Here is a 16,413-nt window from a genome sequence, read left to right as displayed (position 1 = left end):
GCCTTTATACTAGCTAATAACATTAAGTCAGATCATAACCTCATCTATTGAGGTTAGTAATGCCAAGGAAAACGTGAAAAGTCTTGGTCGCGCTTTTCTAAAAAGGCATCACGGCCTTCTTGGGCTTCTTCGCTGGCATAGGCTAAGCGTGTTGCTTCACCAGCAAACAGTTGTTGGCCCACTAAACCATCATCAGCCATATTAAAGCCATACTTCAGCATGCGCATTGCCGTAGGGGATTTAGAGTTAATTTCTTTAGCCCAAACTAAGGCTTCAGTTTCGAGTTCTGCATGTGGAATGGCACGGTTGACCATACCCATATTAAACGCCTCTTCAGCAGAGTAATTAAACCCAAGGAAGAATATTTCACGAGCACGTTTCTGGCCAATCATCTTGGCTAAATAAGCACTACCATATCCTGAGTCAAAACTGCCTACATCAGGATCGGTTTGTTTAAAGATGGCATGTTCTTTAGATGCTAAGGTTAAATCACAAACCACATGCAAACTATGTCCACCGCCAACAGCCCAGCCAGGCACTACGGCAATCACCACTTTTGGCATAAAACGAATTAAACGCTGCACTTCTAAGATATGCAGGCGCCCCATACGAGCGACATCAGGTTTACCTTCTTCAGCTCCTTCATATTTATAGCCGTCTTTCCCTCGAATACGTTGATCGCCACCTGCACAGAATGAATACTGACCTTTTGCAGACGGCCCATTACCTGTTATGAGTACACAGCCCACATCAGACCATTGCCTCGCGTGGTCTAACGCTATATAGAGTTCATCTACTGTTTTGGGACGGAATGAGTTAAGACAATCAGGGCGATTAATGGCGATACGCACTGTACCTTGGGATTTAGCGCGATGATATGTGATGTCTTCAAAATTGAATCCGTTAACAACATCCCATAAAGTAGGGTCAAAAATGTCAGATACTGAATTAGTTTGTGATTGTTGCGTCATATAAAACCTAGCCCCTATTGCAAATGTTACATAAAGGCTAGGCTTGTTTGATATCTAGGTCAATTCGTGTCGATAAAACCGTTAACTTACTCAGATTTTATCGCAAATAAATTGCAGATTTTCTTTAGTAAAAACCGGGTGGCGAGCACTACTGTGGCAGTATTGATCTTTAAACTCGGCTATCGCTTCGTTACTGGTAAATACACCATCTAATTCACGGATTTCAATTGTTGATAATCGCTCATAAATTTCTGTTTTAAGTTGTGGTAGATGTTTATCGATTTTAATTATTTTTGTGCCAGTCATCGAATCAAGTTTTTTATCTGCCTTAGTAAACATAGTGTTAATATCGTTAATTGGCTTATCTAGTTTGTCTGTTTCTGTCGCGAAATAATAAATAACCCCCGCGATTATTGCTAATCCTATCCAGCCTCTCATCTTTTTATCCAATTATGTGTTATTACCTATATAATAAGCTAGTTACCGTTCAATATTAAAGCAGTAAGGCTGTAAAATGACGACAGAATCTAACTCCAAGGACTTTTCTAAACAGCAGCGTATTAAAATTCATCAACCTGATGCTAGTAAAGCAGACCGTTTCAATCCGCGCAACCGTATTTACGTAAGAGCTGTCGATGGCTTATGGACAACGTTACGACGTTATATGGGGTGGATTGCCATATTATTCTTCTTACTCCTTCCTTGGTTACCCTGGGGAGATCGTCAAGCCGTGTGGTTTCATCTTGCCGAGCAAAAATTTCACGTCTTTGGCTTAACGATATGGCCACAAGATCTTACCTTGCTTGCTGCACTCTTTATGATAGCCGCATTTGGATTATTTTTTGTCACCACTTACCTTGGCAGGGTGTGGTGTGGCTATACCTGTCCACAGACCGTGTGGACTTTCATCTTTATTTGGTTCGAAGAAAAGTTTGAAGGTGCGCGTAATAAACGAATCAAGCTTGATCAAATGCCATGGAGTATTAATAAACTATGGCGTAAAACCGCTAAACATACCTCCTGGCTATTGGTCTCACTATTAACGGCCACGACATTTGTATCCTACTTTGTTCCAAGTCGCGAACTCTATATAGACTTCTTTACGCTTAATGCCGGTGGTGGGATATATTTTTGGGTGGTCTTCTTTACTATTGCGACTTACGGTAATGCAGGATGGATGCGAGAGATCATGTGTATTCACATGTGTCCGTATGCCCGCTTCCAAGCCGCTATGTTTGACAAGAACACTTATATAGTGGGTTATGACACTAAGCGCGGAGAAACTCGCGGTCCACGTACTCGTAAACAAGATCCAAAAGAAATGGGTTTAGGCGACTGCATTGATTGTGACTTATGTGTTCAAGTGTGCCCAACAGGGATTGATATTCGTAATGGTCTGCAATACGAATGCATTAACTGTGGTGCCTGTATTGATGCATGTGATAACACCATGGAGCGTATGGGATACGATAAAGGTCTCATTCGTTACACAACAGAAAACAAACTTGATGGTGTGCAAGAAAAGGTATTGCGACCTAAGTTGGTTGGCTACGGAGTGGTACTCACTTCGATGATATTAATCTTCATCTATGCCAGCGCAACCATTGCTCCAGTTCGCATGGATGTCATTAGAGATAGAAACTCACTTTATCGAGAAAATAACCGAGGCAACACAGAGAATACCTTTACGATTAAAATTCTCAATAAGACAGAGCAACCGCAAGAATATGAGTTAAGTGTCGAAGGCTTGCCTAACGCTAAATGGATTGGGTCGCAGCACGTATCAATAGGATCTGGTGAAGTTATAACCTTACCAATTAGTATTGCTGTTGATCCCATTGAGCTGAAGAGAAGGATCACTAAAATCTATATTAAAATTACGGCGCAAATAGATGGTAATCCAATAGAAATAAAACAGGAAACACGATTTTTCGGGGATTAGAACCCAGTAAAATAGCCAAAAAAGGGACGGGTAGTCCCTTTTTTGTTCGTTTCGATTGAAAAAGCACCTCTTGGTCATATTTTTGCAATATTTAGCCTTTTTATACTTGCACAAAATCTTAAGCTCCCTATAATGCGCAACCACTGACACGGCAAACGTCGCGGACAGGTTGTAAGGTTCAAATTGAAGCTTACAACAGCGAAAAGAAAGTTTGAAATGCGTAAAATACGCACCCCAAGCCAACGACCTAGCGTCAACGGCCGCTGAATGAAAAATCGAAAGATGTTCATGTTAGCAACGTTCTTTAACAATCTAAACAAGAAATCTGTGTGGACATTCACAGGTATTGAGTTATTCGAAATTGTCTTCTGTTCTTCGGAATGTTGGCAATCAAAAAATTTCAACTCAATGCAACGATGAGTGTTCATAGTAATATGTACAAACATTATTTAGATTCTTCCGAGTCTAATTAATGAAATCAGAATTCATTGAGCCGAAAGCATCGTTCTTACTTGTAAGAGTGGGGTTTTCAAAAAACTTTAATTGAAGAGTTTGATCATGGCTCAGATTGAACGCTGGCGGCAGGCCTAACACATGCAAGTCGAGCGGTAACACAAGGGAGCTTGCTCCTGAGGTGACGAGCGGCGGACGGGTGAGTAATGCCTAGGGATCTGCCCAGTCGAGGGGGATAACAGTTGGAAACGACTGCTAATACCGCATACGCCCTACGGGGGAAAGGAGGGGACCTTCGGGCCTTCCGCGACAGGATGAACCTAGGTGGGATTAGCTAGTTGGTGAGGTAATGGCTCACCAAGGCGACGATCCCTAGCTGTTCTGAGAGGATGATCAGCCACACTGGGACTGAGACACGGCCCAGACTCCTACGGGAGGCAGCAGTGGGGAATATTGCACAATGGGGGAAACCCTGATGCAGCCATGCCGCGTGTGTGAAGAAGGCCTTCGGGTTGTAAAGCACTTTCAGTAGGGAGGAAAGGTAGCGTGTTAATAGCCCGTTACTGTGACGTTACCTACAGAAGAAGGACCGGCTAACTCCGTGCCAGCAGCCGCGGTAATACGGAGGGTCCGAGCGTTAATCGGAATTACTGGGCGTAAAGCGTGCGCAGGCGGTTTGTTAAGCCAGATGTGAAATCCCCGGGCTCAACCTGGGAATTGCATTTGGAACTGGCGAACTAGAGTCTTGTAGAGGGGGGTAGAATTCCAGGTGTAGCGGTGAAATGCGTAGATATCTGGAGGAATACCGGTGGCGAAGGCGGCCCCCTGGACAAAGACTGACGCTCATGCACGAAAGCGTGGGGAGCAAACAGGATTAGATACCCTGGTAGTCCACGCCGTAAACGATGTCTACTCGGAGTTTGGTGACTTAGTCACTGGGCTCCCAAGCTAACGCATTAAGTAGACCGCCTGGGGAGTACGGCCGCAAGGTTAAAACTCAAATGAATTGACGGGGGCCCGCACAAGCGGTGGAGCATGTGGTTTAATTCGATGCAACGCGAAGAACCTTACCTACTCTTGACATCCACAGAAGAGACCAGAGATGGACTTGTGCCTTCGGGAACTGTGAGACAGGTGCTGCATGGCTGTCGTCAGCTCGTGTTGTGAAATGTTGGGTTAAGTCCCGCAACGAGCGCAACCCCTATCCTTATTTGCCAGCGCGTAATGGCGGGAACTCTAGGGAGACTGCCGGTGATAAACCGGAGGAAGGTGGGGACGACGTCAAGTCATCATGGCCCTTACGAGTAGGGCTACACACGTGCTACAATGGCAAGTACAGAGGGTTGCAAAGCCGCGAGGTGGAGCTAATCTCACAAAGCTTGTCGTAGTCCGGATCGGAGTCTGCAACTCGACTCCGTGAAGTCGGAATCGCTAGTAATCGTGGATCAGAATGCCACGGTGAATACGTTCCCGGGCCTTGTACACACCGCCCGTCACACCATGGGAGTGGGCTGCAAAAGAAGTGGGTAGTTTAACCTTCGGGAGAACGCTCACCACTTTGTGGTTCATGACTGGGGTGAAGTCGTAACAAGGTAGCCCTAGGGGAACCTGGGGCTGGATCACCTCCTTACCTATACGACTAACTCAATACCTAAAAGTGCAGCGATGCATGTGAGTGTTCACACAGATTACTTGTTAACTTCTTCGGAAGTAGAGTGAAACACGCCGCCAGCCGGCTAGTGTTGTTCTTTAACAATTTGGAAAGCTGATAGTACTAACTAAAGGCGCATGAATAATGATTCGTTGTTATTGGTGTGATTACGTTAGTGCGAAAAATAATACTGATGCGAAAGCATTAGTATCTTGAGTTCTCAAAACACTGTTTAAGTGTCTTGAATATTCTAAAAAACTAAGGCGAGTCCACTTCCTACCCGGAGGTGAGACAAGTAAAAACCAGCTGGTCATGATATGACTCAGAGGTTCACGCAAGTGAAACTCATTTGGGTTGTATGGTTAAGTGACCAAGCGTATACGGTGGATGCCTTGGCAGTCAGAGGCGATGAAGGACGTAATAACTTGCGAAAAGCGTTGGCGAGCTAGTAATAAGCATTTGAGCTAACGATATCCGAATGGGGAAACCCGGCCACATAAGTGGTCATCATAACGTGAATACATAGCGTTATGAGGCGAACCTGGGGAACTGAAACATCTAAGTACCCAGAGGAAAAGAAATCAACCGAGATTCCCCTAGTAGCGGCGAGCGAACGGGGATTAGCCCTTAAGTCTATGGGGTGTTAGTGGAATGTGTTGGAAAGCACAGCGGCACAGGGTGATAGCCCCGTACATGAAAACTAACCGTAGATGAAAACGAGTAAGGCGGGACACGTGACATCCTGTTTGAATATGGGGGGACCATCCTCCAAGGCTAAATACTCCTGACTGACCGATAGTGAACCAGTACCGTGAGGGAAAGGCGAAAAGAACCCCTGTGAGGGGAGTGAAATAGAACCTGAAACCGTGTACGTACAAGCAGTGGGAGCGGTTCTTGAGACCGTGACTGCGTACCTTTTGTATAATGGGTCAGCGACTTACATTTTGTAGCGAGGTTAAGCGAATAGCGGAGCCGTAGGGAAACCGAGTGTTAACTGCGCGTTTAGTTGCAAGGTGTAGACCCGAAACCGAGTGATCTAGCCATGGGCAGGTTGAAGGTTGAGTAACATCAACTGGAGGACCGAACCGACTTATGTTGAAAAATGAGCGGATGACTTGTGGCTGGGGGTGAAAGGCCAATCAAACTCGGAGATATCTGGTTCTCCTCGAAAGCTATTTAGGTAGCGCCTCGAGCGAATACCATTGGGGGTAGAGCACTGTTAAGGCTAGGGGGTCATCCCGACTTACCAACCCTTTGCAAACTCCGAATACCAATGAGTACTACTCGGGAGACAGACAGCGGGTGCTAACGTCCGTTGTCAAAAGGGAAACAACCCAGACCGTCAGCTAAGGTCCCAAAGTGTATGTTAAGTGGGAAACGATGTGGGAAGGCTCAGACAGCTAGGATGTTGGCTTAGAAGCAGCCATCATTTAAAGAAAGCGTAATAGCTCACTAGTCGAGTCGGCCTGCGCGGAAGATTTAACGGGGCTAAACATACCACCGAAGCTACGGGTGCATTTCATTAGAATTGCGCGGTAGAGGAGCGTTCTGTAAGCGGTTGAAGGTGAAGGGGTAACCCACACTGGACGTATCAGAAGTGCGAATGCTGACATGAGTAACGATAAAGGGAGTGAAAAACTCCCTCGCCGAAAGACCAAGGGTTCCTGTCCAACGTTAATCGGGGCAGGGTGAGTCGACCCCTAAGGTGAGGCCGAAAGGCGTAATCGATGGGAAACAGATTAATATTTCTGTACCTTCACTAACTGCGATGGAGAGACGGAGAAGGCTAGGCTAGCGCGGCGTTGGTAGTCCGCGTTTAAGGTGGTAGGTTGTATTCTTAGGCAAATCCGGGGATACGCATTTAATTGCAAGACTGAGGACTGATGACGAGTCACTAAGGTGATGAAGTAGTTGATGCCATACTTCCAGGAAAATCTTCTAAGCTTCAGGTTAGTGGGGATCGTACCCCAAACCGACACAGGTGGTCGGGTAGAGAATACCAAGGCGCTTGAGAGAACTCGGCTGAAGGAACTAGGCAAAATGGTACCGTAACTTCGGGAGAAGGTACGCTGCCGACGGTGATAGGACTTGCTCCTTAAGCTGTTGGCAGTCGCAGATACCAGGTGGCTGCAACTGTTTATCAAAAACACAGTACTGTGCAAAATCGCAAGATGACGTATACGGTATGACGCCTGCCCGGTGCCGGAAGGTTAATTGATTGGGTTATCTTCGGAGAAGCTCATGATCGAAGCCCCGGTAAACGGCGGCCGTAACTATAACGGTCCTAAGGTAGCGAAATTCCTTGTCGGGTAAGTTCCGACCTGCACGAATGGCGTAATGATGGCCACGCTGTCTCCAGCCGAGACTCAGTGAAGTTGAAATTGCGGTGAAGATGCCGTATACCCGCGGCTAGACGGAAAGACCCCGTGAACCTTTACTATAGCTTGGCACTGAACATTGAACCTACATGTGTAGGATAGGTGGGAGACTTTGAAGCTTGGACGCTAGTCTGAGTGGAGTCAATCTTGAAATACCACCCTTGTAGTTTTGATGTTCTAACCGCGGCCCCTAATCGGGGTTCGGGACAGTGCCTGGTGGGTAGTTTGACTGGGGCGGTCTCCTCCCAAAGAGTAACGGAGGAGCACGAAGGTTGGCTAAGTACGGTCGGACATCGTACGGTTAGTGCAATGGCATAAGCCAGCTTAACTGCGAGACATACACGTCGAGCAGGTACGAAAGTAGGTCATAGTGATCCGGTGGTTCTGAATGGAAGGGCCATCGCTCAACGGATAAAAGGTACTCCGGGGATAACAGGCTGATACCGCCCAAGAGTTCATATCGACGGCGGTGTTTGGCACCTCGATGTCGGCTCATCACATCCTGGGGCTGAAGTCGGTCCCAAGGGTATGGCTGTTCGCCATTTAAAGTGGTACGCGAGCTGGGTTCAGAACGTCGTGAGACAGTTCGGTCCCTATCTGCCGTGGGCGTTGGATGATTGAAGGGAGCTGCTCCTAGTACGAGAGGACCGGAGTGGACGAACCGCTGGTGTTCGGGTTGTCATGCCAATGGCATTGCCCGGTAGCTACGTTCGGGATCGATAACCGCTGAAAGCATCTAAGCGGGAAGCGAGCCCTAAGATGAGTCATCCCTAGAGCTTTAAGCTCTCTAAAGGGCCGTAGGAGACTACTACGTTGATAGGCAAGGTGTGTAAGCGTTGTGAGGCGTTGAGCTAACTTGTACTAATGACCCGTGAGGCTTAACCATACAACCCAGATGGGTTTTACTGAAAATGTTCCCGACATTTTCTAGCACTTCCTCCTTCCATGGAGGTCGTACTGACAGGGAGCATAACCTTAGTGTTAGAATAGAGCGCTTAAGTAGTGTTTTGTAGACTCAAAAAAATCAGCTTTCCGAATTATTATTTACGGCCTTAAAGGCGGTAGATATACAAATTTGTCTGGAAACCATAGCATTGTGGCACCACCTGATCCCATTCCGAACTCAGAAGTGAAACGCAATCGCGCCGATGGTAGTTTGGGGTCTCCCCATGCGAGAGTAGGTCATTTCCAGGCGCCTAATTTACTCGAAAGAGTAGCTTGAAAAAGCAAGTCTCCTTGTGCTGACACACTAGCGACTTAAAAAGCATTTAGCATCGTGCGTAAGCAATTTGCTAAAGGAGTGGTAGTTCAGTTGGTTAGAATACCGGCCTGTCACGCCGGGGGTCGCGGGTTCGAGTCCCGTCCACTCCGCCAATTACATCTAAGCCTCGTCATATGACGAGGCTTTTTTGTATCTGAAATTTGGTGAAATACCAGTCATAGAGCGATCATTCACCCCATACATGGGGATTGTAGACTCCCTAAAAACACAACGCGGTAGAAGTTACATGGGGTCACTCTCAACTCAATCTGCGCTCAACAGTCTCGTGTTAATAGTCTTGTGCTAATAGTTCCGTCGGCTCCCATGCTTCTCGTCCTTTATCTTATTGCTGCCGCAATATTCGCCCGCAAACTTACGAAAAAGGCCTTTGCATTACTGCAAAGGCCTTTTTCGTTCATGTGATTTAGTGAAGTAAAACGTACCCGGATTACTTTTACCACTGGTTAAGCTAATTCGTTTCGATAAGGAATGCTGCTTTGCGCTCCGTGGCGAGTGACTGCGAGAGAAGATGCTTTATTGGCAAATTTGACCGCCTCGTTTAAGGTTTTTCCTTCATCTAATGCTACCATCAGTGCGCCATTAAATGTGTCTCCGGCTGCTACGGTATCTATTGCGCTGACTGTGGGCGCTGGAATTATTCGCCCTTGGCCTTTTTCACTGACATAAGCACCTTTACTGCCTAGAGTAATAATGACGATATTAATCCCTTGCCTGTGAAGACTTTCTGCAGCTTTTGCTGCACTTTGTTGATCGATAACATCAATTCCCGTTAATGCGAAAGCCTCAGTCTCATTGGGGGTAATGATATCTATTAAACACAATAAATCGTTACTCAGTTTTGCCGCTGGTGCTGGGTTAAGGATAGTTGTGCAGTGATGCTGTTTGGCTAATGTTAATGCGTGATGAACACTGTCTAACGAAGTTTCTAGTTGAACCAGCAAGAAATTAGCTTGGGTAAATAATACCTGTTGTTGCTGAAGATGTTGTGCAGACAAATAGGCATTGGCGCCAGGCACAACTCCAATACAGTTCTCGCCCTGCTGGTTAACAAAAATCACCGCAGTGCCAGTACTCTCATTGGCTATTTCATAACAACCAATTAGGTCAATCCCATCGGCGGTCCAGTTTTTCCGCATTGTTGCTGCGTTGCTATCGTCACCCAGAGCACTGATAAAACATACGTTCTGGCCAGTATTACTTAATCGGGCAGCCGCAACAGCTTGGTTTGCCCCTTTTCCACCTAGTTCAAGTCGATATTGCTGACTAATTAAGGTCTGTCCTGCTTGGGGTAATTCGTTGAATGTTAGGACATGATCGGCGTTGGCACTGCCGACAACCAGTAAAGTGCTCATGTATTTCCTTATAACCCATGCAGAATTAAGTGATTCTGCATGGCATTGATTTGCTAGTAATCGTTTAAACGTTCAACAATGAAGTCGACAAAACCGGTTCGGTTAATATCGAACAATACTTTAGCATTGTGAGGTTTAGCGGTTAATTGATAACGATCAACCACGGTCATACCCTGTGTATACTCCCCTTTCGTCTCAACGCCAACCCAGCAATCTACAGCCGTAAATAGTGATGGATTGAGTAACCACGCGATAGTGCAAGGGTCGTGTAGTGGTGCACCGGTGAAGCCCCACTTTGGATCTCGATGATAAATCATAAAGAAGTCGAGTAATTCTGCGACACATAGAGCGATAGGGTTATTAATTGCTCTAATACGCTCAATATCTTCATCCATGATTTGTGCTTTATGAGTCACATCTAAGCCGCACATCACAATAGGTATGCCTGATTTGAATACCATGTCAGCCGCTTCTGGGTCGACAAAAATATTGAATTCAGCCGCTGGAGTCCAATTGCCTTCACCTGCTGCGCCCCCCATGAGCACTATGCTGTCGATGTTGTGATGCAGTTCTGGGTGAGCAGCCAAAAATAAAGCAATATTAGTCAGTGGCCCTGTAGGGACAAGAGTGACAGGTTGTTTGCTGTTGCCAACTTTATCGGCCATAAGTTCAATGGCTGTTTGTTCTACAGTCGCAAAGGCTGGATCTGGCAATTTGGGCCCATCAAGGCCGCTTTCTCCATGTACATTATCAGCAATGATCAGTTCTCTTGCTAATGGCTTCGGTGCGCCACCGGCTACCGGAATATCGTGACGCCCGAGCAATGTTAATACTCGTAATGCATTATTTAGGGTTTTATCTGGTGTTTGATTACCTGCACTGGTTGTTACCGCTAAGACATCAAGCTCAGAAGAACTGAGTGCTAAGATAAGTGAAATGGCATCATCATGACCTGGGTCGCAATCAAGTATAACGGGACGTTTCATGGGTGATTTCCTTATTTGAATGTGTGGTTACTGTATCATCATGGCTGATTGTATTAATGCTTAAACGATGTAAATGTGATCTAATATAGAGATTAAACCCACTGCTAGTCGCTATTGAATACCGTTATGATAACCTCGTTGTAGACTATCGAAGCGTGATGAGTGATCCAAATGTTATAATGGCCAATAAGCGAGTGAAAAGGCCTGCTATTGGCGATATAACATCTGCAGCATTGCTGCAAATTAAGCTTGTTTTTCCATATGGCTGTTTAACGTGTTTAAGTGAAGGTATAACTGTTTTGAAATCGTGGAGAGTAGTGTGAATTGTCGTCTAGGTTGCGGTGCTTGCTGTATTGCGCCTTCGATTACTAGTGCAATACCGGGTATGCCAAATGGTAAACCTGCTGGGGTGCGTTGTATTCAATTAAATGATGATAATCTGTGTATGATCTTCGGTCAGCCACATCGTCCAGTTGTATGTGCCGAGTTTAGTGCAAGTATTGATGTGTGTGGCACCAAAAATGAACAAGCTTTATGGTTGATCACTGATTTAGAGTCTTCAACATGCTAATCTGCCCGTTTTATTTACCTTGGATATTTTAGATCATGCAACTAACTCGATATACAGATTTTGGTATTCGCATTTTAATGTATCTTGCGGTACAACCTGAACGCGAAAGTTTATTTCGAATTGCAGAAGTGACCAGTGTGTTTGATCTTTCTTCAAACCATGTCGCTAAGATTATCCATCAATTGGGAAAGCTGGGATATTTACAAACTGTCAGAGGTAAAAGCGGTGGCTTTAGATTGGCAAAAACCGCGGATGAGGTACTAATTGGTCAATTGGTTCGCGATTTAGAACATTCATTATCGCCCATCAATTGTGAATCACCATATTGCCGATTTACGCCAATATGTCGATTAAAAGGAGTCTTAGGCCAAGCGGTTACCGCCTATTTGGCTGTACTTGATCAATATACTTTAGCCGATATTATATCGAACAAAGCAGAGATTTTGTCTACATTACCGGACTTATCTATTTCAGTGTTGCAGATGGATTAGGCTGGCTTGTTGTCGCAACATTCACGTCATCAAATAATTGAGATGTGGGCACTAATGTGATGCCATTGTCTTTTAAACGAGCCAAATTAGCGTTTAAAAATCGAATGGTTTCAGGGTAAGGATGTGCAATAGCGACGAGCTGACCCTGTTGCTTTGATCGCTTAATTATCTGTTGGAACTGCTTTTCAAGAGCTCGATCATCAATATTGTTGTCTAAAAAAACATGCCTTCTTAGTACTGGTACGCCAAGCTGTAAGGCTTTGCTACCCGCTTTGGTGTATTTAGTAGTAAAGCTATCGACAAAAAACAATTGTTGCTGTTTGAGGCTTTGCATTACCCATAGCATCGGCTCATCCATCTGAGTGAGTAAACTACCCATATGATTATTCGCCCCTTTAGCAAACGGGATGTTAGCGAATGCTCTTTGTAATTTCTGTTTAATTTGCACCTCAGTCATGTCATTTGTTAACCCTCCAGGTCCAAGTGCTTTACCATTTAAGGCTTGCATGGGGAGGTGCAGCATAATCTCATGACCTTTATCGAAACCATCTTGTGCGAGTTTTTGCCCTAAAGGAGTGTGGGGTAATACCGATAAAGTGATGGCATTAGGTAATGACAATATGGCTTCGTCAGTTAGGCGATAACCAATATCATCAATGATGATGGCTAATTTAGCGGCGGTAGCAGGCATGATGCTGCATAGGCAGAATAGGATTAGGAGTCGATTGCGCACAAGTTTAGCTTATCTAGTTGTGAGTTATTATTCATATCAGTATAGCAGCATAACAGATTGATTATAGTCATGAATATCTCTATTGATACCGTGCTAATTGCAAGGGCTGTTTATCGCCATATTGGGGACAGTGTTCGGCGGTGTTCAATAATGCGCTAAACCAATGCATTACATCATGGAATATCAATGCCGGGTGTTTGAGCGGCTAACGACAATAATAGGCAGGATCAACGGCCTTACCTTTATTACGGATTTCGAAATATAATCCTGGCTCACTTTGCCCCCCAGATCGACCCACGAGCGCAATAGACTCGCCGCTTTTTACCATATCACCAGGTTGTCTTAATAGTGTTTGGGCGTGACCGTAGAGGCTCATATAGCCCTTACCGTGATCAATGACGAGCACCATACCAAAACCACGTAACCAGTCGGCATAAATCACTTTCCCTGACGCCACAGCATGAATATCTTGTCCTTCTGGTGCAGCAAGTACTGCACCTTTCCACACAATTTGTCCTGAGCGGCTGCTACCAAAGCGTTTACTTAATCGGCCTTTGGTTGGCCATTTTAATTTAGCTTTTTGACTGACTAATCCATCCATCGTTGGATTGGCTTTTGCGGCAATCATAGCTTGTTGTACGATGCGTTTTAAACTCGCCTCTTCTATTTGCAGTTGTTCTAATTTTGCGCCTTTAGTGGATAAGGTTCGTTGCAATTGAGTCAGAGTTTGTTGACGTTGGCTTTGCTCTTTGGTTAATTGCTGTGCCTGTTGTTTTTGATCTATCACTAAAGCATTGAGTTTTTGTTGAGTTGTGACTTGCTGTTGTTTGATTTTATTAAGATCAATGCTGGTTTGCTTTAGTTGCTGAATAGCTTTTATACGGGCATTGTTGAGATATTGATAATACGCCAGCATGCGTTCAACCGTCGCCGGGTTTTGCTGGTTAAGCATCATTTTAGTGTAATCATGATTACCAGCCAAATAAGCACTAGAAAGCTGTTTTGATAAGGTATTTTGCTGACTCAGTTTAAGTTCGGCTAAATTAACTTGTTGTTTATCTAATTCTTTAACTTTTAGGTTAACCGCAGATAATTGGTTTTGTGATTGATTAACTTTTTGAGCTGCTTTTGCAATGGCTTGTTCATCACTTTTAAGTAACGAATTAAGCTTTTCGCGTTGCTTGGCTGTATCTTTAAGCGAATTTTGTTGTTGGTTTATTTGTGCTTGAATAGACTTCAAAGCCGATTGGCGTGAAGACAAATCAGCACTAGTTGCCACAAATGAAAAGATTAGAAAGCCAGCAACAATGCTGGCTTTAACAAATAAACGAGTTATCACGAGTTAATGTTTACTCTTTAAGGTCAATAATACAGCGTCCACTCATTTCTTTTGGGATGCTTTGGCCCATCAAGGTTAACATAGTTGGCGCAATATCACTCAATCGCCCGTTGTCTTTTATTGTGGCGTCACGGCCAACATAAATAAACGGTACTAACTCACTGGTATGGGCCGTATGAGGTTGACCTGTTATCGGGTCGGTCATTTGGTCTGCGTTACCATGGTCGGCGGTAATCAAACACTCGCCATCCACTTTGGCTAATGCTTCTACTACACGACCAATGCAAGCATCAACCGCTTCACAGGCTTTAACGGCAGCATCAAATTTACCAGTATGGCCAACCATGTCACCATTTGGATAGTTACAAATTATCACATCATATTTTACAGACTCAATAGCCGCGACCAGTTTGTCGGTCAGTTCTGCTGAGTTCATCTCAGGTTGCAAATCGTAGGTAGCGACTTTAGGAGACTGAATTAAAATGCGATCTTCGCCTTCAAATGGCTCTTCTTTACCGCCATTGAAAAAGAAGGTCACATGAGCATATTTTTCAGTTTCTGAAATGCGCAGTTGAGTTTTATGCTGCTTTTGCAGGGTTTCACCTAAGGTATTCACCAAATTATCAGATGGATAGGCTACTGCGGCGTTAATATCGGCCGCGTATTCAGTCAGCATCACAAAGTTGATTTTTGGTGTTTTATTACGTGCAAAACCATCAAAATCAGGATTGACAAAACAGCGGGTAATTTGGCGGGCACGATCGGCGCGGAAATTCATAAAAATGAGCGAATCGTTATCGTTTAGCTCGGCTGCCTCGCCTTGATCATCAACAATTGTAGATGCAGCAACAAATTCATCGTTTTCATCTCGAACATATGCAGCGTCCAGCGCTTCTGCTGCCGAAGCATAAGCGAACTTGGCTTTGCCTTCGGTGATTAATTCGTAGGCTTGCGATACGCGGTCCCAACGGTTATCACGATCCATGGCAAAGTAACGACCGATAATCGATGCCGTGCGGCCATGACCTAGTGAGGCAAATAGCTCGTCAAAATGAAGCAAACTATTTTTAGCGCTGCGCGGAGGTGTATCTCGGCCATCTAAAAAGGCATGTAAGTACACTTTGGTTGCGCCGCGCTCAACGGCCATACGGCACATAGCTTCAATATGTTCTTCATGGCTGTGAACGCCACCGGCAGACAAAAGCCCCATAATGTGAACGGCACCATTAGCGGTAATGGCTTTGTCTACCGCATCGCAAAGTGCTGGGTTTTTCTCAAACTCATGGTCGGCAATCGCTTTACTGATGCGGGTGAGTTCTTGATACACAATTCGGCCTGAACCAATATTGATATGGCCTACTTCAGAGTTACCCATTTGGCCATCGGGTAATCCGACGTCAATACCAGAACCCGAAATAAGACTGTGAGGATATTGCGCATTGAGCTTATCTAAAACAGGGGTGTTGGCATGAAAAATCGCATTATCTTGCGTGTTTTCACGGGAACCCCAGCCATCAAGGATAAGTAATGCGAGTGGACGTTTTGTTGTCGTCATGCAAGTACCTTTTAAGTTGAAAATAGAAGTGTTATAAAATTTCAATTGTATGAATATTACTACTTCTTGATAATGTGCAAAAGGCATATAGGTTTGAAGATATAACTAAAGCAGCTAATAACGAGGGACCAGTCACGAATAAGTCGGCTTAAAGCGTCTATTTTAGGTGTTTCTTTAATGAAAACTGCCGAGCAAAACGATATACTCGAGGCCATCTCATCTTAGTCATCGTCAGAGAAATTAGTAATTATGCAAGAATATATGGAATTTTTTAAAGCGAACCCAATGTTAAGTTTGGCTTGGGTCGGCTTGTTTGTAACGCTTGTTTTCAGTGTCATTAAATCAAGTATATCAAAAGTGAAACTTGTCAGTCATCAAGAGCTAACACTCATGGTGAATAAGCAAGATGCCAGAGTCGTTGATGTGCGAGGTAAAGAAGAATTTAAAAAAGGCCATATTGTTGATGCGCTTAATGTGACCTTATCAGAAATTAAAAATAATCAAGTCACTAGCCTTGAAAATTTCAAAACCAACCCCATTATATTAGTATGTGACTCAGGTACTACATCTTCTCAAGCCGCTCAACTTCTTACTAAACAAGGGTTTGAAAACGTGTCTAACCTTAAAGGTGGCATGGGCGAATGGAAGGGTGCAAATTTACCCGTAGTTAAAAGCAAGCGTTAATACTGTTGCTTAATGGTATTCAGTG

The 16,413-nt window shown here is 44.7% G+C and carries 11 protein-coding genes, 1 tRNA gene and 3 rRNA genes; 8 read left to right on the top strand and 7 right to left on the bottom strand.

Translation table 11 applies throughout. The annotated features are described in order from the left end of the window. Positions 1-53: 53 nt before the first annotated feature. Both CXF80_RS13870 and CXF80_RS13865 read right to left on the bottom strand, forming a co-directional pair. Positions 54-971, bottom strand: a complete 918-nt coding sequence (locus tag CXF80_RS13870) for a 1,4-dihydroxy-2-naphthoyl-CoA synthase (RefSeq protein WP_101033413.1) — start codon at positions 969-971, stop codon at positions 54-56. A 90-nt stretch (positions 972-1,061) separates the two neighbouring features. Next, positions 1,062-1,409, bottom strand: a complete 348-nt coding sequence (locus CXF80_RS13865) for a hypothetical protein (protein ID WP_101033412.1) — start codon at positions 1,407-1,409, stop codon at positions 1,062-1,064. Between the two features lie 76 nt (positions 1,410-1,485). Here CXF80_RS13865 and ccoG point away from each other — a divergent pair, with 76 nt between their 5' ends. From ccoG to CXF80_RS13840, 5 genes are all read left to right on the top strand, one after another. Beyond that, the gene (gene ccoG, locus CXF80_RS13860) at positions 1,486-2,913 is read left to right on the top strand and encodes a cytochrome c oxidase accessory protein CcoG (protein ID WP_101033411.1); all 1,428 of its coding nucleotides are present in this window, start codon (positions 1,486-1,488) and stop codon (positions 2,911-2,913) included. A gap of 540 nt (positions 2,914-3,453) precedes the next feature. Then, a 16S ribosomal RNA gene (locus CXF80_RS13855) occupies positions 3,454-4,996 on the top strand. A gap of 381 nt (positions 4,997-5,377) precedes the next feature. Then, a 23S ribosomal RNA gene (locus CXF80_RS13850) occupies positions 5,378-8,281 on the top strand. Positions 8,282-8,473: 192 nt separating this feature from the next. Further along, a 5S ribosomal RNA gene (gene rrf / locus CXF80_RS13845) occupies positions 8,474-8,589 on the top strand. Together the 16S, 23S and 5S rRNA genes with 1 tRNA gene alongside form the textbook arrangement of a ribosomal RNA operon. 103 nt (positions 8,590-8,692) lie before the next feature. Further along, a tRNA-Asp gene (locus CXF80_RS13840) sits at positions 8,693-8,769 on the top strand. A 351-nt stretch (positions 8,770-9,120) separates the two neighbouring features. Here the strand turns inward: CXF80_RS13840 and rbsK are convergent. Both rbsK and rihA read right to left on the bottom strand, forming a co-directional pair. Next, complete coding sequence (gene rbsK / locus CXF80_RS13835) at positions 9,121-10,029, bottom strand: ribokinase (protein ID WP_101033410.1); 909 nt, start codon at positions 10,027-10,029, stop codon at positions 9,121-9,123. Between the two features lie 53 nt (positions 10,030-10,082). Further along, complete coding sequence (gene rihA / locus CXF80_RS13830; RefSeq protein ID WP_101033409.1) at positions 10,083-11,015, bottom strand: pyrimidine-specific ribonucleoside hydrolase RihA; 933 nt, start codon at positions 11,013-11,015, stop codon at positions 10,083-10,085. A gap of 319 nt (positions 11,016-11,334) precedes the next feature. Between rihA and CXF80_RS13825 the strand changes: the two genes are divergently transcribed. After that, positions 11,335-11,586 (top strand): YkgJ family cysteine cluster protein, encoded by a 252-nt coding sequence (locus CXF80_RS13825; RefSeq protein ID WP_101033408.1) that lies wholly within the window; start codon positions 11,335-11,337, stop codon positions 11,584-11,586. Between the two features lie 35 nt (positions 11,587-11,621). Further along, positions 11,622-12,077: an Rrf2 family transcriptional regulator gene (locus tag CXF80_RS13820; protein ID WP_101033407.1), complete on the top strand. Its 456-nt coding sequence runs from the start codon at positions 11,622-11,624 to the stop codon at positions 12,075-12,077. Here CXF80_RS13820 and CXF80_RS13815 read toward each other — a convergent pair. The 3 genes from CXF80_RS13815 to gpmM all read right to left on the bottom strand — a co-directional run bounded on the left by CXF80_RS13815 (position 12,052) and on the right by gpmM (position 15,704). Beyond that, complete coding sequence (locus tag CXF80_RS13815) at positions 12,052-12,768, bottom strand: divergent polysaccharide deacetylase family protein (protein ID WP_101033406.1); 717 nt, start codon at positions 12,766-12,768, stop codon at positions 12,052-12,054. The genes CXF80_RS13820 and CXF80_RS13815 overlap by 26 nt on opposite strands. A gap of 247 nt (positions 12,769-13,015) precedes the next feature. Further along, positions 13,016-14,149 carry a murein hydrolase activator EnvC family protein gene (locus tag CXF80_RS13810; protein WP_101033405.1) on the bottom strand — a complete coding sequence of 378 codons (1,134 nt, stop codon included), beginning with the start codon at positions 14,147-14,149 and terminating at the stop codon, positions 13,016-13,018. Positions 14,150-14,159: 10 nt separating this feature from the next. Further along, a complete protein-coding gene (gene gpmM / locus CXF80_RS13805) occupies positions 14,160-15,704 on the bottom strand; it encodes a 2,3-bisphosphoglycerate-independent phosphoglycerate mutase (protein ID WP_101033404.1) in 1,545 nt (514 codons plus the stop codon). 249 nt (positions 15,705-15,953) lie between these two features. Here gpmM and CXF80_RS13800 point away from each other — a divergent pair, with 249 nt between their 5' ends. Further along, entirely contained in the window at positions 15,954-16,388 is a 435-nt protein-coding gene (locus tag CXF80_RS13800) for a rhodanese-like domain-containing protein (protein ID WP_101033403.1), read from the top strand. The last annotated feature ends 25 nt before the right edge of the window (positions 16,389-16,413 follow it).

The sequence above is a fragment of the Shewanella sp. Actino-trap-3 genome (genome assembly GCF_002836275.1).
GTDB classification, from domain to species: domain Bacteria; phylum Pseudomonadota; class Gammaproteobacteria; order Enterobacterales; family Shewanellaceae; genus Shewanella; species Shewanella psychromarinicola.
The sequence above is the reverse complement of the archived record's forward strand: the minus strand, read 5'-3'. Positions and strand labels throughout refer to the sequence as shown.